Below are 22436 nucleotides of genomic sequence, written 5' to 3' on the forward strand. Positions count from 1 at the left end.
TAATAAAGCCCCCTAAAAAGGAGGCTTTTAACTAGCAATTCTTTTATTATAAGTAGCCAAATTTGCAACAAGTTTTGAGCTACGTTCATTTAATCCTGTTATACTTACTTTCACACCACTTTGCTCATACTTCATGATAACTTTATCAATTGATGCCACTGCTGAATCATCCCATACGTGCGCATGAGTAAAATTCATTTCAATTTCTTTTACATCTTCATTAAATGAAAAATTATTTATGAAATCGGCTGTAGATGCAAAGAAAAGTTGACCGTGAATTTCGTATATTTTTTTATTTTCAATATATAAATGTTTCACGTGAATCTTTGCCATATTGAATGCAAATAACACCGCACTAATTACTGTTCCGATAATTACACCTAATGCTAAATTATGTGTAATTAAGACAATCACAACTGTTACAATCATAACAAATGCGTTTCCTTTTGGTACTTTATGAATCGTTGTTACAGAGTTCCAATCAAACGTTCCGATTGAAACCATAATCATAACCGCAACTAAAGCTGCCATCGGAATATGAACGACATAATTCCCTAAAACGAATAGTAATACGATTAAAAATCCGCCCGCTACAAATGTTGATAGGCGACCTCGTCCACCTGATTTAATATTAATAACAGATTGACCGATCATTGCACATCCTGCCATTCCTCCGAAAAATCCAGCAACGATGTTTGCGATCCCTTGTCCGCGTGCCTCTTTATGCTTATTACTTTCTGTATGCGTCATATCATCTAAAACTGAAGCTGTTAATAAAGACTCTAGTAAACCAATGATTGCAAGCATAACTGCATAAGGTAAAATAATCCCTAATGTTTCTAATGTAAATGGCACATCAGGAATACTAAAGAACGGTAATTCTTTCGGTAGGCTTCCCATATCCCCTACTGTTTTCAACTGTAATCCGCTCATAAGTGCAATACTCGTCACAATAATAATTGAAATAAGCGTAGAAGGTACAGCCGTTGTAATACGTGGAAATAAATATATAATTGCAAGTCCTAATACAACGAGTGCATACATTTGCCAAGTTGCATTTTTAAAATGCGGTAATTGCGCTGTAAAAACTAAAATTCCAAGTGAATTTAAAAAACCACTCATAACAGATTTCGGAACAAACTTCATAAATGAGCTCAGTTTGAACACGCCAAAAATAATTTGGACGATACCTGTTAATATTGTTGTAGCAAATAAATATTGCAAACCATGATCTTTAACAAGCGTTACCATTAATAATGCCATTGCACCTGTTGCAGCTGAAATCATTCCAGTTCTTCCGCCAACAAATGAAATGGTAACCGCAATACAAAAGGCTGCGTATAGTCCAACTGTCGGATCCACGCCTGCAATAACAGAGAAGGCTATCGCTTCAGGGATTAATGCTAAAGCAACGACAATTCCTGATAACACGTCCCCTCTCACATTAGAAAACCAGTCATTTTTTATCGTTTGAAACAAAATACCACTCCTCTACTCCTTTATAATTTGATTTTCTCCATAAGAAAATCTAGCCGACTGCACGAAAGCTATTATATAACGAGTAGAAGATTTTTTGCTATGTAAAAGTTTCCTAAAAAAGATGTTACCTTCGTAGCTTCTTTTCCTAGAATATCAGGAAGACTTTAAATATACTATCACCTATTGTTGATTTAACGTACAACGATTTCGATTCTACCGTATGTCAAATGAAGAGAACTTTGTTTGGATGGATGAAAAATGCACATGTAATTCAGCTCATTTAATTGAGTAGTCCAAGGATCAAGATATTAGCTACTCAAGGAATTCATTTACATTTCTATGGATATTTCCACTTCATATATGAGGTTTAGGATTAGAGGAGTTTATGCTAATTTAATGAAATTAGTAAAAGCACTCTTTCGAGTGCTCATTTTATGCAGATACAGTTGCTTTATCCTTACGGAATATGCCCATTAATCCACCGATTAATAATAATACGCCTGGTAATAAGTAAATTATAGAAATACAAATAAATCCACCGATAGCAGCCACAGTCATCATAATACCGCCAACCTTCGCTTTACTTCTTACCATAACAGATCCAACAATTCCTAAGATTGATAGAGCCACAGCTCCCCAACCTAAGCCAATAACAGTATTTGCTCCATCAGCTTCAAAAGCAGCTCCCATACCGCCGATTAATAAAGCAACAAATGCACAAATAATACCAAAAATACCTCCAATAAGACCTAATACAAATTCAGCTGTTCTTTTCATCTTAATCTCTCCTTATTTAGCAACTTCAAATTCAACTTTCACTGATTTCTCGTCAAATGTAAATGTAGGTTTAAATGTACCAACAAACTTATCGCCTTCTGGTACATCAAATAACATTTTGTTTGTAATTTGGTTACCTGGCGCAATATTTTCGTTTATAAACGTATTTTCCCCACCAAAGTACTCTTTGAATTGGTTGCCGTTAGTATCAGCAATTTTTAATTCAGAAGTTCCAAAATATATATCTTTTTTGCCATTATTTTTAGCATTAAAAGCGATTTCTAGTACTTTCCCTTTTTCAGCTTTTACGTATTCGTTAGGCTCAACGAATTTAGCTGAACTGAAAGTAAGTTGTAGGCCATTAACTTCTACCGTATCTCCAATTTTATAAATCTTGCTTTCAGCTTTTTCCTTTTTATCTTTCTTTTCAGCCTGTTTAGGAGCATCGTTTTTACTCACTTCTTTAACTTCAGTTTCACCACAAGCAGCTAAACTAAAAGCAAGTGCACCTGTTAAAGCGATAGTACCCAATTTTTTATACATTTCTTTTCCTCCGATTATGTAAAATGTAAGATTTCCGAAACTATCATAACAGAAACAGTTACAACTTTTTTGTCATATTTTGTCGAGGGAAATAAAAAAAGACGCTATATCAGTAGCGTCTTTTCTCATTTTATTAATGTCCACCGTGTCCTTGACCACTTTCCTGAACAATTTCTAACCTCTCATCTAGTATTCCTTGTGTTTCAAATGAAATATCACTCGTACTTCCTAATAAGAAGCCATGATTATATGGTCCAAGTGTTGGATCATCTTTAAACTTCGGCTGAATAGTAGCAAGGAAGTCATACACTGGTTGTGAAGCTTTCCCTTCTTCTAACAAGACAACAGGTGCGTGTTTACCCATATGTGAAAAAGGTGCTCCAGCAACTGCTAAATCTGGTGTTTTGCTTGAAACAAATGATAAACCGTGACCAGGTTTTGTGAATCCCCAGCCAAATTTTGTTTTTTCATCTTTAAATTTAGCGAACGCAATCGAGTTTTCTGTAGGGGTCTCTCCACTAATACGCGTTACTTTCCCGTATTTGCTTAACTCTTTTTCTACTTCTTTTGAAACAATTTTTTCTGGCCCTAATACATATATATTTGCTTTATCTTTTCTCATTTTTAATGCCTCTATTGTCGCTTCTGGCACTTTATTCTTTTCTGTATAGAGTAGTGGTTCCGGCATATGAGAAATCCAATTTACAGCGGGTGTTGTATATAAACGTCCTTCTTCTGCAGACGAACCGATAATAACACTATTTGGGTAGCTTCCTGTTATATCGGCATACTCCTTATCAACATCCTTCGCAAATATAGCTGGGTCCGTTTCTTTTATTTGTTTTACTTTATAACCTTTCAATTGTTCAAGCGCGCTAGTACCTACATCTCCCATCACCATAATTTGTGTTCCATCTTTCGTTCCGATTGGATTTAATCGTTTTATTTCTTTTAACGTCATTTCCGGTATCTTTTCTTTTTCTATAAATAAAATCGGCCCGTTATTCGGATGATGAATAAGGTCTGCACTCGCAATACCTAATTGCCACTCGCTTGCTGGTACTAAAATAACAGCACCTGGCTGGTTCTCTTTATGGGTTGCTGGCCATATCGTTTGCGAAGTTAACACTGCCATTTTTAGGGGGTCATTTGTATTTAACCTCGTTACATTTTTTAGACTTGTCGTTAATAAATCATTCGATGCCCCTTCGTTCATTTCTTTTGGCGCGGTTACTTCCTGATTCATTTTCATTTCCTTTTGCTCTGTTTTCTTCTCTTTTGTAGATTCATGATTTTTATGGTCTGTATTCGTTTGCCCACATGCAGCAAGACCAACTGCTGTAATTATTGTTATCCCAAAAATTCGGGTCATTTTTTTCACTATACCGCCTCCGTATTAATCATTTTTGAGCCAATATGATTACCTAAAATGTAATTTCAACTCCACAATAACAAGCAATTCTGAAGAAATTATGCAGACACATCATAATCTGCACCATTTCTTCATGATTTTGCATTACACTTTAAGTAACGATTATAAATATGGAGGGCTCTCTATGATTGATATACTGCTCGTAGACGATGAACCGAGAATGCTTGAATTATTAACGCTTTATCTTACTCCAATTGGATATAACTGCGTATGTGCGACTTCCGGAGAAGAAGCTATTTTACATATAGAAAATCGAAACTTTAAATTTGTTTTACTCGATATTATGATGCCAAAGATGGACGGATGGGAAACGTGCAAAAGAATCCGTTCATTTAGTAACGTTCCTATTATTATGGTTACCGCTCGTGATCAAACAGTAGATGTCATCCAAGGATTAAAACTCGGAGCGGATGATTACGTAACGAAACCTTTCCATGAAGAAGAACTTTTCGCAAGAATTGAAGCCGTTTTAAGACGTACAAATGAACATAAACAAATCCAATATCACGGTATTGTATGGGATGAAACAAAACACTTCGCTTCTGTACATAATGAAGAACTTCTTCTCACACCGATCGAATTCTCTTTACTCGGGTTATTTTTACGCCATGTGAATTATGTATTAAGCCGTGATCAGCTCATTGAACGAATTTGGGGATTAAACACAAATACAGAAGATCGCACAGTCGATTCACATATTCGTAATTTGCGTGATAAATTGCGAAAAGCAAATTTCCCTATTGATCATCATTTAAAAACCGTGTATGGAGTAGGTTATCGATGGATTGATACCGAACATTAAGGAGCAAAGTGATGAAACGAATCTCTATTCAATTCGGATTTTATTTTTTAATTGTCACACTTTTAATTGAAAGTGTTCTATTTGTATTGCTCTATTATAGTCTCGTAAACACTAGAGTAAATGAAGAAATGACTGCTTTATTAAAACGTGGAAACAGTCATCGTGATGTACTTGAAAAATATTATGATAAGCAAACAATCTCTCACGTAGCACTAATGGAATCTGAAGCTGAAACAACTGTCGTTATTACAAATACAAATAAAGAAATACTAGCTAAATCTAACGAAATAAACACGACTATAAACGATCATATTAGTAAAATGCAAACTCGAACAGACCATAATGGAGCGATTATAGAAAATCATTGGAAAACATCTAATTATATATGTACAGTTAGCCCTATTGTAGTCGATGGAAAACATGAAGGCTATGTGTACATGTTTCTTGGAACAGAATCAATTGAAAAGTTGGTTAATGGATTAACGAAACAATTCATTATTGCTGGTGCCATCACGTTTCTACTCACAGTCATCACAATTTTCCTATTATCACATTTATTAACAAAGCCATTGTTACACATGAAACATGCAACTGAAAAAATGAGTAAAGGCGATTTGTCCGTTTCATTAACGACTACTCGAAATGATGAAATTGGTGAACTAGCATCATCTATTCAAACGCTCGCAAATGATTTACATTATATGAAAACAGAGCGAAGTGAATTTCTAGCAAGTGTTGCTCACGAATTACGAACACCGTTAACATACGTACGAGGTTATGCTGACATTGCTTTAAAAGAAAGCACCCCTCCTGAACAACGTTTGCGATATTTATCAATTATAAAAGACGAGTCTGATTACATTACAAACTTAGTTCAAGATTTATTTTCACTTGCACAAATAGAACAACATAGCTTTTCTATTCAAGTAAAGGAAGTGCATTTACACACCTTCCTTACTCGCATAGCTGAAAAAGTAAACGCCATGTATAAAGAAAGATACATTAAAGTTTCTTTCTCTTGTTCTCCTACATTGCTAGTAAACTTAGATGAACAGCGATTCGAACAAGTGATAGTGAACATTTTAAATAACGCTTATAGACATTCAAAAGAACATTCTCATATAAACATTTCTATTACAGACGAACATAAACGTATCTCCATTACAATTGAAGATGAAGGCGAAGGTATTCCACCTGAAGACCTCCCTCACATTTTTGACCGCTTTTACCGTGTCGATAAAGCAAGATCACGATCTACAGGCGGAACTGGTTTAGGACTCTCTATCGTGAAGGAAATTGTAGAACTACACGGCGGAAATATTACTGTAACGAGCGAAGTCGATTACGGGTCTTGCTTTATAGTTTCATTACCATCCATAAAGAAACACGACTATCATCAATAGTCGTGTTTTTTTATCCCGCATTAACGGGCAGTAAGACCCCTACATCAAAATTCAGCGGAAGCAAAGAAGTTAGGTGGGGGATCAACTGCCCGTAAAAGCCCGATTGGTTCAACTAATAATCAGTGGGAGATGAACAAAACCCCCACTGATTAAAGTTTCACTTTATCATTTTACTTTATAATATAAATTTACAAATTGCCCAAAACGTTTCGTATCCGTTAAAGTTAAATTAATTTCTGGATTCTTGTCTTGAAATAACGGAACTCCAGAACCTAATATATGCGGTGTAATTGTAACAACATATTCATCAATTAAATTATTCTTAAAGAACTCTCTCAGTAGACTCCCTCCACCGACCATCCATATTTTAGATCCTTCTTGCTCTTTCAACCTTTTCGTAAACTCCACTACCTCTTCATTTACAAAATCCACGTGTTCATTTGAACCTTTTTGTGAGTTAGAAAAAACATAACATTTTTTATCTAAATACGGGAATGTTTCCATATGCTCTACTACATAATCGTACGTTCTTTTTCCCATAATTATTGTATCAATCGTTTCGTACATTTCTGTATAACCGTTATCTCCCTCTCCTTCGGTTTCCATTAACCACTGTAAATCATCATCTTCTTTCGCAATATATCCATCCAAGCTAGCGGCTATAAATAAAACTATTTCACGTGACATATTTTTTCCTCCTTACATCTCATCTTGATAACATTATGCTGTAAACAATATACTAACAATAAAACACGACAATTTATGTCATGTTTAAAAAGAAAAAAGGTGATACATTTGTCAAAAGCTAAACGCTTATTAGATATTCTTATATTTGCTTCTGCAAAAAAAGCATTTACAGCTCAAGAAATAGCTGATGAATTTAATATTTCCGTTCGTACTGTCCACAGATACATTTTAGATTTAAGTGATATGGGATTACCTATTTATGCAGAACAAGGTCGTAATGGAGGATATAAAGTATTAACGAATAAAGTCATTCCCCCTATTTTATTTACTGAAGAAGAAGCGGTATCCATCTTTTTTGCTTTTCAATCTTTAAGTTACTATCGAGACTTACCTTTTAACACAGAAATCAATTCCGTTACGCATAAACTGTATAGCTCTCTACAACATGATGCGAAAGTGAAAGTTAATAAAATACGTTCTTATATCGCTTTTTGGAATCCGAAGAGAACAATTGATACACCTCTATTAAACGCAGTGTTAAGTGCGGCTATTGAAAATAAAAATTTACACTTTCAATACGAATCTAAATCGGGGATAAAAACAAAACATGTTCATCCTATCGGTGTATACGCTCATGATGGGCTATGGTACTTACCATCCTATGACTTCAGGAGAAAAAAAGTATTACTGTATCGTGTTGATCGTATTCTTTCTATATTATCAACAGAAAAAAATGAAAGTACGTTCATGAATTTAGAAGAATGGTTTACCTCTAGCTCTAACGTAGTGCACATTCCTACCCAATTACATGTTTTACTAACGACAGAAGGCGTGCGCCAATGTAAAAGTGTTCCTTACCTTGAAGAATTCGTGGTAATAAACGAAGACGGGACAGGATATATACATTCAACAATTGATAAAGGCGAAATCAACTTTATTACCCCTTTATTTTATAGACTTGGAAAAGATGCACGAATTTTAGAACCGAAAGAATTGATAGATGGTTTACTTATGCGTGCGAAAGAAGTTTTACATATGTATGAAGACGAAAAAAGCTGCTAAATATAAGCAGCTTTTTTCGTCCCGTTGTTCCTATTGTTTTATTATTGACGAATGTCAAACCACCAACGATTTTTCGAATTCATATTCTCAGTTCCACTAAAACCACTGTAACGGAAAGCATCAAGGAAAATTGAATCTAGTTTATCCTCATCCACAAAATAACCTAAATTAACTTTCATCGTTTGGCCAGGTAGGATACTGCCAATATTGTAGAAGCTTTTCCCATCTCCGTGAGGCTCTAAATAATCAACTTCTCCCGTCATAATACGCGTTGCATCCATTCCCTCTTCTTTAGCGTATTTCCATGCATTCCCTTCAAATTTAAGCTGCTTTATGGATGGATGCATATAGATTTCTTCTGTCGCCTGTTTACCAATATTTCTCACTGTTGTTGTCAAGTAGACAAATTTAACATTAACTAATTGCGAATCTACTAATGTATCAATTGAATCTTTACCATTCCCTAATTTATATACATCCCGTCTGTACGATAGCAGTTTTCCCGTCTGATCTAAAGCCTTCTTCTTGCTTAATATCCCTAGGCCAAGTTCATTAAAGTTCTCTTGTTTAAAATCTTTAATCGAATCAAAAACTTCAACTTTTTCTATCACATATTCAATTTGGCTGTTATCCATAGATATCGTTACTGGAACCTTTTGCCCTATATGAAATAGTCGTTTGCTATCTTTTTTCAAAGGAATCACTTTAGATTTTTTAGGTTCATCTGCTTGGCTAAAATACTTTTTATCATAATTTGATATATGTGATGCCTTTTCTTTTGACGTGGGCTCAAGTGAAATATTCCCTAAGACATCTATCATTTGTTCTTCATTTATATCTGATCCAATAAAACTTTCTAACATAATCCCTTCTTTCTCAAAAAAGAGAAAGACCTTCCTATCAAACATTACATTGTTGTTTCCAGTTTCTTTATGAACAATTACTGCTTTCTTGCCACCTATCTCTTTTTCTTCGTAGCTTTTTGAATATAAAGTTTGAAAGTCCGCATTTTCCCCTACTCTCCAAAGACTAAATGAAAAGCCTCCATTTGCGTCGTTATCTTTAAATGAATATTTCATAGCAGAGTCATCAATTGCTTCCATATTTTCTGGTAATTTATCAATTTTCAGCTTATACCACTTATCAGCCTTTTTCGTGTCCTTATTTGTTACCGACACATTTACTTCATAATTTTGTTTTTGAACAATCATATTATAGACTTTTACTGCACCAAAAACGGTTGTCGGCATACCAATCAATAAGCAGGCAGCAGCGATTAACATACGATGTCTTTTACTCTTTTTCTGTGGTCGCTCGTCCTTCAGCTTCATTTCCTCCATAAACAGTTTCTTTTTGCGCGTATATGTATGTGAAAATTCATGTTGTTCTTCGGATTTATCAAAATCATCTAAAGCAATTTTTTCAGCAAGTTCATATATTTCTTTGGAGTTCTTTGAATTCGTCATGTTGTATACCTCCTATCATATTTTGGACTCGTTTTCGAGCGCGTTCAAACTGCTTGCGGACATTAGCCTCCGTAATCCCCATTACACTTGAAATTTCTTGATACGTTAAGTTATAGAAGACTTTGTACTTAAACACCTGTCTGTTAGATTCATTTAACTCTTTTAGCAATGTATCAATTTGAACCTCAGACATTTTACGTTTTTCCCACTCTTCAATATTTTCATCTACTGCTTCTATTGATTCTCTTTCATATTCTTCTAAAAATGTTTCATGTCGTTTATTTTTCCGGTAACTATCAATCGCCTTGTTTTTCGCGATCCTCAAAATATAGCGTTTAAGCTCTTCAGTGCTCAAGCTATGGAGCTTTTCCAAGTTCTTATAAAGAGTAATAAACGTCTCTTGAACCGCATCTTCAGCCTGTTGAATATTATTTAAAATAGAATACGCTACATAATAAATTTTTTGTTCGTACAACTCGTATAGCTCTTCCATCTTTTCATAATCGTTATTTGTAACTTTCATATAATTCCTCCTCTCACTCTATATAACGAATGAGCACTGTACTTTGTGACACTGCAAAATCTTTTTATAGATAAAATTTAATAATAGAATAAACAAAAGCCCAATTTCTCTATTGTAACTGAGAAATTGGGCTTTTTAATATTAGAATTTTCCTGACTGTATCTCTAAGAAAAATTCTTTTACACCTTTTCAATATGCAGTATTTGCTCTATCGCTTCTTTTAACAAATTCTTTGTCTCTTCAAAGTTATGATTCTTCTTTTCCTCCGGTTGCACCGTATAAAACTCAGCAAACGAACGCTCTTTATATCTTGGTACGACATGCATATGGTAATGTGTTAACTCGTTAAATACTCCACCATTTTGACAAACTGTAATTCCATCTGGTTTATATAATGCCTTAATCGCTTTTGCAATCAGCTTAGAAGCATCCATAATTGATCTTGCTACAACGTCATCTAATTCTTCTACTTCTACAACATGTTGCTTTGGCACAATTAAAGTATGTCCTGGGTAGAAAGGCGCATGATCTAAAAAGCAAGTTACATAATCATCTTCATATACTTTATATATTTTTTCCTCTTCGTTTGCTAATTTACAACCTAAACAGTCCACTACACTTTCCCCTCTTTCTAAAAACATAAAAACGTGAGAATACGGCTCTCACGTTTTTATGTTTCATTTTATTAGTTCAATTGTTTCCGTAACCTTTATACTATCTTTTACAGATTGAACAATCGTACAATTTTTCACTGCAAGCTGCAATGCTTTGTCCAACTGCTCTTCTGTAATGTTTTCCGCTTTAATTTTATATTGCAAATGAACACTTTCAACTGGTTTGGATAAAGCTTCACTTCTACCAATTTCAGTTTCGATCGTAAACGTATCGTATGTAATACGTTTCTTTTCTAAAATTGTTCGAAAGACAATTGCACTACATCCTGCGATAGAAGAAACGAGTAATTGTAACGGTGAATACCCGTTTTCTTTTCCAATCGCTAATTGAGCGTACGATAAATCTGCCTTTATATCATCGTGTTTGATTGTTAGTTTCATTTGTTTTGTCCATCTCCACTTTCATCGGTTTCTGCTGTTTCTTACTCATATAATAATAATAATAATATATATAGCAGAAAATGATAAATGGAATACCGCAGTATAACGCCATTCTTTGTTCAGGAATAAACGCTAAACTAATAACAACGATGCTATTTGTAATTAAAGCTAAAATTGGAACAATCGGATATAGTGGTGTTCTATACTTTAAGTCCTCTAACTTTCCTCCACCTTTTATATACTGACTTCTAAAGCGAAGTTGCGATAGAGCAATAATGATCCAACTTGAAACAGCCGATAAACCAGCTATCGATAATAAGTACATGTATACTGTATCTTCTGCAAGGAAACTTGTGAATAGGGATAATCCAGCTACCGCAATCGTTACGACTAGCGCTGTAATTGGAATACCACGTTTATTTACTTTCTTGAAAGAAGTTGGTGCCATTCCTTCATTTGCAAGTGACCATAATATACGTGTCGCTGCATATAATCCAGAGTTCGCTACAGATAATAACGCAGTAATAATAACAAAGTTCATAATATCAGCTGCATATGGAATACCGATTTTATCAAATACAACTACGAATGGACTTTCAATTACGCCTGCTTCCTTCCAAGAAATTAATCCTACTAAAATTGTCATTGTTAAAATGAAGAATAACATAATGCGCCATACTGTATTACGGATCGCACGTGGAATTGTTTTTTCTGGATTTTCACTTTCTCCCGCTGCAATCCCGATTAACTCTGTTCCTTGGAACGAGAAGTTAACTGTAATCATTGTAAGTAATACGGCAGCTAGTCCATTCGGGAAAAGTCCACCATCGCTTACAAAGTTAGAGAAAAGAGGTGCTGCTTCTTTTCCGTCATATGATATAAATCCTAATAATGCACTACCACCAAGAACAACAAATGCAAGGATTGTAATTACTTTAATACTAGAAAACCAAAATTCTAATTCAGCGTAGCTTTTCGCTGAGATAGCATTTGACGCATATAGAATAACGCCGAATACAAGGCACCATACCCAAACATCAACATTTGGAAACCATCTTTTCATCATTAAACCTATTGACGTTAATTCTAGACCCACTGTTACTGCCCAGCCGAGCCAGTATAACCAACCAATCATAAAGCCTGTTCCTGGTCCAATAAACTTCGTTGCATACTTTTGGAAAGATCCCGAAACCGGCATTGCTACCGTTAACTCTCCAAGACAAAGCATTGTTAAATACATAATAAATCCGCCTACTAAATATGAAAGGATGGCCCCCCCTGGTCCAGCCTGATTAATAGTGTAACCCGAACCTAAGAAAAAACCAGTTCCAATTACACCACCAAGTGCGATCATAAATAAATGTCTACTCTTCATCGTACGATGTAATTTCTCATTCGTTGGTTGCTGCATCTAAATCCTCCCCCTACAAATACCCCTATATCTTGTTAAAATTTTCTGATAATAAAAATATACACGAAAGCGATTACATTTTCTATATAAAATTAAAACTTTTCTGATAAAATAATATAAAAAATCTAATTATAGCTAGATTTAGATTCTATTTAGAGGAAAATAAGGAGAAACAAGGAAAAACCCTTACATATATTGTAAGGGTTAACGAAGTTCTAATCTTCTGGATAAAATTGATAAACTATAATTTACGATAAAGTACATACAAGCTACTACCATAAACGTTGGAATCATATAATTCACATTTTGTCCGCTAATAATTTGAGCATTATGCATAAGCTCTGGCAGTGATATAACAACTGCTAATGCTGTATCTTTCAGCAATGAAATAAATTGACTGACAAGCGGTGGAACCATTCTCCTTAATGCTTGTGGTAAAATGATATGCCAAAGCGCTTGCACATACGTTAATCCTGAAGATCTTGCGGCCTCAATTTGTCCTTTTTCAATCGATAATAGACCACTTCGAACAATTTCAGATATCATTGCTGCTTCAAATATTGTTAAAGCAACAATTACAGCTGTTATAATTTCTAATTTCAAGCCTGCTTCTGGTAGTGCAAAATACGTGAAAAATATAATCAAAAGTAGTGGTAAATTTCGAATTACTTCAACGATAATTCCTAATACTTGTGAGACGACAGGTATTTTCATGTAGCGCAATATCCCTATTACACTACCAATAATAAAGCTAAGTACAATTGCTACGAGCGCTACCTCTAACGTTATAAGTAATCCTTTTAATAAAAATAGAATATGATCCCCTGTAATTGCTCCCTTAAAATCCATTTACACCGCCTCCTTTGCTAAGCGTTTTTCTAAATAACGCACTAGCATACTGAGCGGAATTGTTAATATTAAATAAAACATCCCGACAAATATATATACATCAAACGTAACAAACGTCTTCGTTGAAATTAAATCTCCTTGATACATTAAATCAGCACCAGCAATAATTCCAAGTATTGAGGAGTTTTTAACTAAATTGAGAAACTGGTTTCCTAAAGGGGGAATTACAATTTTCATAGCTTGAGGTAAAACGACATGGTACATTGCTTGCGTATAAGTCAATCCTGAGGAACGTGCTGCTTCCATCTGACCTTTCTCGACTGATAGAATACCAGCGCGAATAACTTCCGCAATAAACGCTGCTGTATATACGGTAAGCGTAACTGTTCCTGCTACAAAACCATTTAAAGTAATTCCTATTACAGGTAACGCGAAATAAAATATAAATGCAATTAATACGAGTGGAATATTTCTTACAAACTCTACAAAAGCTGAACCTACCCAATTTAAAATACGAATCGGTGCGATGCGCATTACTGCCAAAATTACTCCTAAAATAAAACTGCCTATCAATGCAATTACACTAGACATAACTGTATATTTAAATCCTTCTAAATACATATCAATGTTATTCGTTAATATAGAAAAATCAGGCACATATTCTCCCCTCTTTCTTTACAAGAAGAGGATGAGCACTCTCATCCTCTCACTTTTACTATTTATCAAGAAAAATAAAGTTTCACTTTACTTCTCTTGTTTTTGACCGATCCATTTTTCATACAATTTATCGTATTCCCCGCTCGCCTTCATATCTTTTAGTAAGTTATTAATCTCTTTCGTTAAATCGTCTGCACCTTTTTGCACTGCAATTCCGTACGGTTCATCTGTAAAAATTTTTCCTACTACTTCATAATTAGAATCTTGTTTTGCCATTCCGTAAAGGATTGCATTATCTGTCGTTAACACATCACCTTTACCTGCCTTTAACGCTGTAAATGCCTCACTATAATTTTCAAATTCTAATACAGTCGCTTCTGGTGACTTTTGACGAATGTTATTTGTAGATGTTGATCCTTTTACAGCTAATACTTTAACGCCTTGTTTTATATCATCGATGCTCTTAATATTGCTTCCTTTTTTCACAAGTAACGATTGTCCGGCTTTAAAATATACATCTGAGAAATCCACTTCTTTTTTGCGCTCTTCCGTAATTGTCATTGTCGCAATAATTGCATCAATATCACCATTTTTCAGCATTGGAATACGTGTTTTAGACGTTACTTCTTTCAGCTCTAGCTTCTTTTCATCTCCAAGAATTTTTTTCGCAAGTGCCTTCGCAACATCAACATCGAATCCTTCTACTTGCCCTGTTGAAGGATTTTTTAATCCAAATAAATTCGTATCATTCTTCACCCCGACTACTAATTTTCCTCGTTTCTTAATTTGCTCAACAGCCCCGCCTTGCTTCGTATTTGTTTCCTTTGCCTCATCTTTCTTACTTCCGCATCCAGCAACAACAAGCACGAATAAACATGAAAATACGATTAAAGTAAATAACTTTTTCATTTTAAGCATGGAATTCCTCCTCTAATGATTTAGCACCCGACTTAAAAATAAACGAGCTCTTTCTTGTTCAGGATTTGCAAAAAATTGCGCCGGTGTCGTATCTTCAATAATTTGACCATCATCCATAAATAAAATCCGATCTGCTACTTCTCGCGCAAATCCCATTTCATGCGTGACAACGACCATTGTCATCCCTTCTTTAGCTAGCGTTTTCATAACATCAAGTACTTCCCCGATCATCTCCGGATCAAGAGCAGACGTAGGCTCATCGAACAGCATAATTTCCGGCTGCATCGCAAGTCCTCTAGCAATTGCTACTCTTTGCTGTTGTCCTCCGGATAATTGATGTGGATATACATTAGCCTTCTCCGGGATTCCTACTTTCTCTAAATAAAACATTGCTGTTTTCTCTGCTTCTTCTTTGGAAACTTTATTTACTTTAATCGGTGCTAGTGTAATATTTTGCAGAACTGTTTTATGTGGGTATAAATAAAAATGTTGAAAGACCATCCCAATATTTCGCCGCAATTCATTCATGTCCGTCTTTTTATTGTGTACCTCTGTATTTTGTACAATTAATCCTCCATCTGTAATTGCCTCTAATTGATTTATACATCGAAGCAATGTACTTTTTCCTGATCCTGAAGGCCCGACAACTACTACCACTTCTCCTTTTTTCACTTGCACATTAATATTTTTCAAAACTTGAAAATTACCATAATATTTATTTACATTACGAAATTCTATCAACATACTCCCCCTTCCCCTAACAACGCATGTACATTCTTTTTATATTCAAAAATAGTCCCAAAAATAACTTTCAGCTTCAATTTGTCCATAAAAAAAGCAAAGGGTTTCCCCTTTGCTTCTTCATTTCTATTCTATTAAGATACTTCTTCTTTCTTATCTTTCCCGTATTCATGCTCCCAAAAATCAGCATTTTTAATTCCTAATGGCTGCGGATCGAATACTGGATCTTTTCCTTCTTTTTTCTGTTTTTCATAATCCTTTAATGCGACTAATGCAGGTTTTTGTAATAATAAAATCGCAATGATATTTACCCATGCCATAATTCCTACACCGATATCACCTAAAGCCCACGCCGTTGCTGCTGTTTTAATACAGCCGTAGAATACAGCTCCTAAAAAAACAAATTTTAGTACAATAGACAACCAAGGACGGTCTTTATCACGATTTAAGTACGCGATATTCGTTTCTGCAATGTAGTAATACGCCATAATTGTTGTAAACGCGAAGAATAATAACGAGATTGCAACGAAACCGTTTCCAAATCCAGGAAAAACAGATTCTACCGCCGCCTGTGTATATCCTGGTCCTGGCTGAGCGCCATTTAATTTATTAACGATAAAGTTTTTTCCGCTTGCATCAAATACGTTATACATGCCTGTAATAATCATCATAAATGCTGTTGCTGAACAAACAAATAATGTATCAATGTAAACGGAAAATGCTTGCACTAAACCTTGCTTAGCTGGATGTGATACTTCAGCTGCTGCTGCTGCATGTGGTCCAGTTCCTTGCCCTGCTTCATTGGAATAAATACCTCGTTTTACTCCCCAAGAAATTGCTAAACCGATAATACCACCGAAAGCCGCTTCTAATGCAAAAGCACTTCTTATAATTAGCATAAATGCTTCTGGCAACTTTTCAATATTCATAGCAACAATAACGCAAGCTACTAAAATATAACCAACTGCCATAAACGGTACGACAACTTGTGCAACGTTAACAATTCGCTTTACTCCACCGAAGATGATAATAGCTAGTACAACAACTAATAAAACCCCTGATACGGTAGTGTTAATTCCAAAAGCTGTTTCTAAACTTACAGCAATACTATTTGCCTGCACACCTGGCAGTAAAAGCCCCGTTGCAAGAATTGTCGCTGCAACGAATACTAATGCATACCATTTCACACCTAAACCTTTTTCAATGTAATAAGCAGGTCCACCACGAAACTGTCCTTGATGTTTCGTCTTATATATTTGCGCTAATGTAGATTCTATATAAGCTGATCCTGCTCCTAAAAAGGCCACTGCCCACATCCAAAATACAGCTCCTGGTCCACCGAAGGCAACCGCTGTTGCTACCCCAGCTATATTCCCCGTCCCAACGCGTCCTGATAACGAAAGTGCTAACGCTTGAAATGAAGAAACACCAGCCTCTGATTTTTCACCTTGAAATGTCAGCTTCACCATTTCTCCTACATGCCTTACTTGTAAAAACCTCGTTCGAATGGAAAAATATAAACCTACTCCTAAACATAAATAAACAAGTGCTGGACTCCAAACAATATTATTTAACCAATTCACGAAAGCTTCCAACATTCCCCCTCCTTCTTTATAAAGAATATTCAGAATATATATAAAATTATAAGTGTATACTGAATCTAGGACAATATTATTTTAATAAAGTAAACATATTTTTGTATAAAAAAACAAAGTATATATTTGTTTTATATACTTTGTTTCGAACTAAATGTATTATATATTCACAATTGCTTCTCTTTTTATAATTCTTTCATATAGCTCTTCTGATAATTCTCGGAAGTTATCTGGCATACCTTTCCCCTTAAACTTCTTTTGAAGTGTACCGTATAAACCAACATCACGTAGACGTAAAAACAACGGTAACTATTCATACCAACTATCCGCCAGTCTGTGCTCATGCTCATAGCCTTTTCGTAACACTTGTAGCTGTTTACGAGCAAAGTCTGTCTTCTCTTCCGCTGTCCATGGTGTAAATAGAATAGAGTAATAGAGAACCATCGCTAAATCATGTATAAAGTAATTATAAGCCGCATCATCAAAATCAAAGATTGTTAGCTCTTTACCATCATAATGAAAATTACCGGGATGGATATCACCGTGCATAAGACCGAACGTTTCTCTTTCAACTGGAAGGGCCTTAATCTCATCCATTAATACCGCTGCAATCTTTTTCACTTGATCATCTTCTAATTCATTAACAATTCCACTTTCGTCTTCTTCCCACGTATCACGATAGTCTGTTTTAGGATAGCTCATTGTTAGGCGATGCAGTTGTCCAATCGCTTTTCCCCATGCTTCAAAATAATCATCTCCCCAATAAGGCGATCCTTCCCCTTTTACTTGCTCACCTTTTGCATATGTAAATAAAGAAGCAAAAAAGAAAGTGCTATCTTCCGCTCCAATTTCTTCTACAAGATTTTGAGAAGTTGAGTTAAGAGGTCCTGCTACCTTTGCCCCATGCTCCGCAACATATCGTAAAAAATCTAGTTCAGCTTCAACTTCTTTTTTAGAGCGATGCGAAGAATGCGTTAAACGTAATACATAGTCCTCATCATTATCTCCCTTCGCCTTAAAAATATAATTTTCAAAATCTCCAAGCGGCTTCTCTTCCACTGTTACATGAAATGCCTTTGCCGCTCTTCTTAAGATCTCTTTCGTAAAAACACGTTCTACAGCTATTTCCATATGTATCCCTCCTATATATCTTCTTAATTCGACACAAATGTGAGAAGTACTGCTATGAAATTGAATAATGCGTAGAAGATGCCGGGAGATAACTTTAAATCCATTTTTTCTCAAATATTCCAAGCATAAATTTTTCACAAACAACAAAAATTAACAGAAGGAATTTTATTCTAAAAGAGGTGGAAATTATGACACAACAAGAAGAACAGCAAAAGAGTAAGAATCAAAAGCATATGTTTCCATCACTTCCGGAAAATATTAATTACATTGAAAATAAGCTCTGTCATTCAGATGATATAAAAAAATTAGATATCCCTTTTCAAAACGGAAAAGGAATAATTTTATATATCGAATCTTTAGCAGACCCAAATTTAATTCATCAATTAGCTCTTGAACCCTTATTAACTCGATCTGATCTATCTTTAGATAAAGCATTTTCTACATTAAATATGAAAAAAGAAACGAATTTAAATTACGGTGTACAACTTTTATTACAAGGTAAATCTTTATATTTCCATGAACATGTCGAAAGCTTTTGTACTTTTGAAACAGCATTATCTTTAAAAAGAGCTATAACAGAACCTGATAATGAAGGGATTGTACGCGGACCACATACTGGTTTCGTAGAAGATTTAGCAACCAATTTAGCGTCTATTCGTAAACTCATAAAAAGTCCAAATGTCGTCGTTAAATATTTCACACTTGGTGAAGAAATGCACACGAAAGTGGCAATTACTTATATTCAAAATATAGCTAATGACGATCTCGTTGCAGAAGTGAAAAGAAGATTAGAAATGATTAAGACAGACGCACTCATGCCACCAGGCTACATACAAGAATTTATAGAAGATACGTCTTTCTCACCATTCCCACAGCAATTAAATACAGAGCGCCCAGATAGAACTGCTGCTAATTTAATGGAGGGACGAGTCGCTATTTTATCAGATGGAGATCCAACAGCACTTATCGTTCCTGTTACACTCTTTGCCTTCTATCAATCACCAGATGATTATAATAACCGCTGGATCGTCGGTTCTTTCGTCCGAATGATTCGCTTAGTAAGTTTCTTAATCGCCTTTCTCTTACCAGCTATATATATCGCAACCGTCGCTTTTCATCCAGATGTGTTGCCACTCGAACTCGTCTATACAATTAAAGCCTCATTAGAACAAGTGCCACTTCCTCCTATTTTTGAAGCTCTCTTAATGGAATTGATCTTCGAATTATTACGAGAAGCTGGTATTCGTTTGCCGAGCCGCGTTGGACAAACAATCGGTATTGTAGGCGGTTTAGTAATTGGGGATGCAATTGTAAAAGCTGGACTCGTTTCTTACACAATGATTATCGTTGTAGCTTTAACTGCAATTGCTTCTTTTCTCGTACCATCAAATGATATGAGTTCAGCAGTTCGGATTCTGCGTTTCCCGTTAATGGTTCTTGCTGCTATATTCGGCTATGTAGGGATTTCATTCGGCATAATTATAACTTTCGTTCATTTATGTCAACTTCATTCTTTTCATACACCATATCTTTCTCCTCTTGCACCAATGCGGATAAAAGATATGAAAGATTCCTTTGTAAGATTTCCAATTTGGTCATTTTGGGAACGACCACATGATTCAAAACCAAAAAAAATGCAACGACAACATGTAACGAGAGAGGATGAGAACGGTGACAAACACGCAAAGTAAAATTTCACTTGTTCAATTGACCTTTTTCGTTATCCAATGTCAAATCGGGGTTGGTATACTTTCTCTCCCAAACCGTCTTCACCCAATAGCAAAAGGTGGTGGATGGATTTCTGTTCTCATTGCGGGGCTGGCAACTCAACTTATCATTTTACTCATGTGGTTTTTATTAAGAAGGTTTCCTGATGCAAATATGTATGAAATTGCTTGTATGATGTTTGGTAATAAATTTGGAAAACTATTAGGGTTTTCTTATGTTTTTTATTTTACTCTTATCGGTATGACCGTTATGTTAAATGCATGTACCGTCATTAAAATATGGATTTTACAAGCAACTCCTTGGTACGCAATTCTCCTATTATTTACAATAGCTTGTTGCTACGTAGCCTATAATACCTTTAAAGTAATTGTACGATTTTATGTCATGGCCTCTATTCTCATTTTACCTATGGCGCTTTTAATTGGACTTGGGCTCTCACGGGCTGATTTTTCTTATATTTTTCCCATTACAGAGGCTGGATGGTGGAATATTATTAAAGCATCGAAAGAAACAATTACAGCTATGTATGGTTTTGAAATCTTTCTCATCGCATTTCCTAAAGTAAATGGGACTGCTGTTGCAAAACTAAAGGCAATTTCTATCGCTAACGGATTCGTAACTCTTTTTTATGCTTTTACTGTTTGGATTTGCTTTATCGTATTTAGTCCAAAGCAAGTTGAGCTTATTCCAGAGCCAGTTGCTTACTTATTGCGCTCCTTACATATTGGGATTGTAGACCGTACTGATTTAATATTCATACCAATTTGGATGATAACTGTCGTAGCTTCTATTGCTAGTTGTTACGCTGCTGCTTCTATAGGTATTGGGCATATATTCAACCTTGCTAATCATAAAAAATCTGTTCCAATTGTTGGAGTTATTTCTTTTAGTATCGCCTTATTTATAGATACACCTGAAGAATTAAAATTGATTGCAAATTTCACTGATAAATTCACTTATATTTTCATTATCGTTCTTCCTTTTTTATTTCTTCTTTATTCCTTATTAAGAAATAAGAAAGGAGCTCCATATGCACAAAAAAACAGTTAAATTATGTAGTATCTTATGTGCTAGCTCACTTCTTTCTGGTTGCTGGGATCAAGAGCCTTTAAGAGAGGCTAGATTAGCTTATAGTATTGGATTTGATATTACAGAAGAAAATTAACTTCAGCAAACGGTTGAACTTGTAAGAAGTTCAGGAAGCCAACAATCTTCATTTGAAAATGAAATACATTCAGCAACCGGCCGTAACATACGCGATACTAGCGATACTTTGAAAGAAAATGTGACTGGAAATATTCGCTATTTCAAATACGGTGTGCAACTATTGGGAACAAAAATTCAAAAAAAGGGGATATTACCTTATTTAGATATTAGTTTTCGGGACCCTACAAACCCCACTGCTCTGGTAAAACTTATTTCAGTAGATGGTGAAACAGCTGCAATACTAGAAAAAAAGAAAGTAGGAAATTTACTAATTGGAGATTTTCTAAAGAAAAAAATTAAAAGCTTAGAGGACATGAGCATATTTCCAAATGAAACTTTGGAAACAGCCGCTACAAAAATGTTAGATCCCGGCAAAGATTTCACCCTCCCATCTATAAAGCTAAAAGGAAAAGAAGTTGTAACCAATGGGATAGCTCTATTTAATAAGGATAAATTAACTGGGCTTTTACCTTCACGACAATCGGTACTCTTCGTATTACTAACTGATAAAATGGGAACGAGCGCTCGCATAACCCAAAAGCTTACAAATAGCGATTCATCTAATACGTCTGACTACATTACCATTGACGTGAGCAATCAGAAATTAAAACGAAACTTAAAAATAACAACAGATAAAAAAGGAAATGTTTATGCTCACATTAAGCTCCAACTAAAAGTTATAGCAATTGAATCTCCAAGAGATAATCTGTATACAATGGACGACAGAGAAAAACTAAATAAAGAACTGTCTAAACCGCTCACGAAAGAGGCGAAAAAAATAATAAACAAACTCCAAAAAGCAAACTGTGATGCTTTCGGTATCGGCAGACACCTTATCGCTTATCACCCTGAGTTATGGAGGAAAAAAAATTGGGATAAAGATTATGCAAAAGTAAAGTTTAAACCTGAAGTAGAAGTAAGCATTTTGTATAGTGGTGTCTTAAAATAAAAGGTTGTATGCCCATGCGGCA

At 35.1% G+C, this 22436-nt stretch carries 20 protein-coding genes and 2 pseudogenes; 6 read left to right on the forward strand and 16 right to left on the reverse strand.

Annotated elements, in window-relative coordinates; translation table 11 throughout:
- Positions 1-27: 27 nt before the first annotated feature.
- From ASE54_RS30970 to ASE54_RS30985, 4 genes are all read right to left on the reverse strand, one after another.
- Positions 28-1479: a SulP family inorganic anion transporter gene (locus ASE54_RS30970; RefSeq protein ID WP_000487912.1), complete on the reverse strand. Its 1452-nt coding sequence runs from the start codon at positions 1477-1479 to the stop codon at positions 28-30.
- Positions 1480-1911: 432 nt separating this feature from the next.
- Entirely contained in the window at positions 1912-2256 is a 345-nt protein-coding gene (locus tag ASE54_RS30975) for a DUF4064 domain-containing protein (protein ID WP_000831286.1), read from the reverse strand.
- 12 nt (positions 2257-2268) lie between these two features.
- Positions 2269-2799 (reverse strand): DUF4352 domain-containing protein, encoded by a 531-nt coding sequence (locus ASE54_RS30980; protein WP_000277057.1) that lies wholly within the window; start codon positions 2797-2799, stop codon positions 2269-2271.
- A 133-nt stretch (positions 2800-2932) separates the two neighbouring features.
- Positions 2933-4180 (reverse strand): hypothetical protein, encoded by a 1248-nt coding sequence (locus tag ASE54_RS30985; protein WP_000738865.1) that lies wholly within the window; start codon positions 4178-4180, stop codon positions 2933-2935.
- Between the two features lie 175 nt (positions 4181-4355).
- Here ASE54_RS30985 and ASE54_RS30990 point away from each other — a divergent pair, with 175 nt between their 5' ends.
- Positions 4356-5033 carry a response regulator transcription factor gene (locus tag ASE54_RS30990; RefSeq protein WP_000565487.1) on the forward strand — a complete coding sequence of 226 codons (678 nt, stop codon included), beginning with the start codon at positions 4356-4358 and terminating at the stop codon, positions 5031-5033.
- 11 nt (positions 5034-5044) lie between these two features.
- On the forward strand, positions 5045-6436 hold the full coding sequence (locus tag ASE54_RS30995; protein ID WP_000822548.1) for a HAMP domain-containing sensor histidine kinase: 1392 nt from the start codon (positions 5045-5047) through the stop codon (positions 6434-6436).
- Positions 6437-6601: 165 nt separating this feature from the next.
- Here ASE54_RS30995 and ASE54_RS31000 read toward each other — a convergent pair whose 3' ends face one another.
- Positions 6602-7123, reverse strand: coding sequence for a dihydrofolate reductase family protein (locus tag ASE54_RS31000; RefSeq protein WP_000085772.1), 522 nt, complete (start codon positions 7121-7123; stop codon positions 6602-6604).
- Positions 7124-7198: 75 nt separating this feature from the next.
- On the opposite strand from ASE54_RS31000, the gene ASE54_RS31005 reads away from it, so the two are divergent.
- The gene (locus ASE54_RS31005; RefSeq protein WP_114365429.1) at positions 7199-8185 is read left to right on the forward strand and encodes a YafY family protein; all 987 of its coding nucleotides are present in this window, start codon (positions 7199-7201) and stop codon (positions 8183-8185) included.
- 41 nt (positions 8186-8226) lie between these two features.
- Here the strand turns inward: ASE54_RS31005 and ASE54_RS31010 are convergent, their stop codons facing one another.
- The 11 genes and pseudogenes from ASE54_RS31010 to ASE54_RS31065 all read right to left on the reverse strand — a co-directional run bounded on the left by ASE54_RS31010 (position 8227) and on the right by ASE54_RS31065 (position 18531).
- Positions 8227-9651 (reverse strand): DUF4367 domain-containing protein, encoded by a 1425-nt coding sequence (locus ASE54_RS31010; RefSeq protein WP_000185125.1) that lies wholly within the window; start codon positions 9649-9651, stop codon positions 8227-8229.
- Positions 9617-10174, reverse strand: coding sequence for an RNA polymerase sigma factor (locus tag ASE54_RS31015; protein ID WP_000869275.1), 558 nt, complete (start codon positions 10172-10174; stop codon positions 9617-9619). The genes ASE54_RS31010 and ASE54_RS31015 overlap by 35 nt, the downstream gene beginning before the upstream one ends.
- Positions 10175-10353: 179 nt before the next feature.
- On the reverse strand, positions 10354-10788 hold the full coding sequence (locus tag ASE54_RS31020; RefSeq protein WP_000340518.1) for an HIT family protein: 435 nt from the start codon (positions 10786-10788) through the stop codon (positions 10354-10356).
- A gap of 63 nt (positions 10789-10851) precedes the next feature.
- Positions 10852-11229 carry an OsmC family protein gene (locus tag ASE54_RS31025; protein WP_000778854.1) on the reverse strand — a complete coding sequence of 126 codons (378 nt, stop codon included), beginning with the start codon at positions 11227-11229 and terminating at the stop codon, positions 10852-10854.
- Positions 11204-12640 (reverse strand): amino acid permease, encoded by a 1437-nt coding sequence (locus tag ASE54_RS31030; RefSeq protein ID WP_001187094.1) that lies wholly within the window; start codon positions 12638-12640, stop codon positions 11204-11206. Before ASE54_RS31030 ends, ASE54_RS31025 begins: the two co-directional genes overlap by 26 nt.
- A gap of 204 nt (positions 12641-12844) precedes the next feature.
- Positions 12845-13489, reverse strand: coding sequence for an amino acid ABC transporter permease (locus ASE54_RS31035; protein ID WP_000345975.1), 645 nt, complete (start codon positions 13487-13489; stop codon positions 12845-12847).
- Positions 13490-14146 (reverse strand): amino acid ABC transporter permease, encoded by a 657-nt coding sequence (locus ASE54_RS31040; RefSeq protein ID WP_001112685.1) that lies wholly within the window; start codon positions 14144-14146, stop codon positions 13490-13492.
- 87 nt (positions 14147-14233) lie between these two features.
- A complete protein-coding gene (gene glnH, locus ASE54_RS31045; protein WP_000916489.1) occupies positions 14234-15064 on the reverse strand; it encodes a glutamine ABC transporter substrate-binding protein GlnH in 831 nt (276 codons plus the stop codon).
- 12 nt (positions 15065-15076) lie between these two features.
- On the reverse strand, positions 15077-15808 hold the full coding sequence (locus ASE54_RS31050) for an amino acid ABC transporter ATP-binding protein (RefSeq protein WP_003309077.1): 732 nt from the start codon (positions 15806-15808) through the stop codon (positions 15077-15079).
- Positions 15809-15939: 131 nt separating this feature from the next.
- Complete coding sequence (locus ASE54_RS31060; protein ID WP_000387173.1) at positions 15940-17400, reverse strand: alanine/glycine:cation symporter family protein; 1461 nt, start codon at positions 17398-17400, stop codon at positions 15940-15942.
- A gap of 159 nt (positions 17401-17559) precedes the next feature.
- Positions 17560-18531: pseudogene (locus tag ASE54_RS31065) on the reverse strand (phosphotransferase).
- Between the two features lie 188 nt (positions 18532-18719).
- Between ASE54_RS31065 and gerKA the strand changes: the two are divergent.
- The 3 genes and pseudogenes from gerKA to ASE54_RS31080 all read left to right on the forward strand — a co-directional run bounded on the left by gerKA (position 18720) and on the right by ASE54_RS31080 (position 22414).
- Positions 18720-20222 carry a spore germination protein GerKA gene (gerKA, locus tag ASE54_RS31070; protein ID WP_000193671.1) on the forward strand — a complete coding sequence of 501 codons (1503 nt, stop codon included), beginning with the start codon at positions 18720-18722 and terminating at the stop codon, positions 20220-20222.
- The gene (locus ASE54_RS31075; protein ID WP_000185806.1) at positions 20203-21309 is read left to right on the forward strand and encodes a GerAB/ArcD/ProY family transporter; all 1107 of its coding nucleotides are present in this window, start codon (positions 20203-20205) and stop codon (positions 21307-21309) included. Before gerKA ends, ASE54_RS31075 begins: the two co-directional genes overlap by 20 nt.
- Positions 21290-22414 (forward strand): annotated as a pseudogene (locus ASE54_RS31080) (Ger(x)C family spore germination protein). The gene ASE54_RS31075 and the pseudogene ASE54_RS31080 overlap by 20 nt, the downstream one beginning before the upstream one ends.
- Positions 22415-22436 lie beyond the last annotated feature (22 nt).

This window comes from Bacillus sp. Root131, assembly GCF_001429475.1.
Classification (GTDB): domain Bacteria; phylum Bacillota; class Bacilli; order Bacillales; family Bacillaceae_G; genus Bacillus_A; species Bacillus_A thuringiensis_S.

Bases quoted from the DNA above. Each gene is read 5' to 3' on its own strand.
- ASE54_RS30975 (WP_000831286.1), bottom strand. From the start codon at position 2,256: ATGAAAAGAACAGCTGAATTTGTATTAGGTCTTATTGGAGGTATTTTT.
- ASE54_RS30980 (WP_000277057.1), bottom strand. From the start codon at position 2,799: ATGTATAAAAAATTGGGTACTATCGCTTTAACAGGTGCACTTGCTTTT.
- ASE54_RS30990 (WP_000565487.1), top strand. From the start codon at position 4,356: ATGATTGATATACTGCTCGTAGACGATGAACCGAGAATGCTTGAATTA.
- ASE54_RS30995 (WP_000822548.1), top strand. From the start codon at position 5,045: ATGAAACGAATCTCTATTCAATTCGGATTTTATTTTTTAATTGTCACA.
- ASE54_RS31000 (WP_000085772.1), bottom strand. From the start codon at position 7,123: ATGTCACGTGAAATAGTTTTATTTATAGCCGCTAGCTTGGATGGATAT.
- ASE54_RS31005 (WP_114365429.1), top strand. From the start codon at position 7,199: ATGTCATGTTTAAAAAGAAAAAAGGTGATACATTTGTCAAAAGCTAAA.
- ASE54_RS31010 (WP_000185125.1), bottom strand. From the start codon at position 9,651: ATGACGAATTCAAAGAACTCCAAAGAAATATATGAACTTGCTGAAAAA.
- ASE54_RS31015 (WP_000869275.1), bottom strand. From the start codon at position 10,174: ATGAAAGTTACAAATAACGATTATGAAAAGATGGAAGAGCTATACGAG.
- ASE54_RS31025 (WP_000778854.1), bottom strand. From the start codon at position 11,229: ATGAAACTAACAATCAAACACGATGATATAAAGGCAGATTTATCGTAC.
- ASE54_RS31030 (WP_001187094.1), bottom strand. From the start codon at position 12,640: ATGCAGCAACCAACGAATGAGAAATTACATCGTACGATGAAGAGTAGA.
- ASE54_RS31035 (WP_000345975.1), bottom strand. From the start codon at position 13,489: ATGGATTTTAAGGGAGCAATTACAGGGGATCATATTCTATTTTTATTA.
- glnH (WP_000916489.1), bottom strand. From the start codon at position 15,064: ATGCTTAAAATGAAAAAGTTATTTACTTTAATCGTATTTTCATGTTTA.
- ASE54_RS31050 (WP_003309077.1), bottom strand. From the start codon at position 15,808: ATGTTGATAGAATTTCGTAATGTAAATAAATATTATGGTAATTTTCAA.
- gerKA (WP_000193671.1), top strand. From the start codon at position 18,720: ATGACACAACAAGAAGAACAGCAAAAGAGTAAGAATCAAAAGCATATG.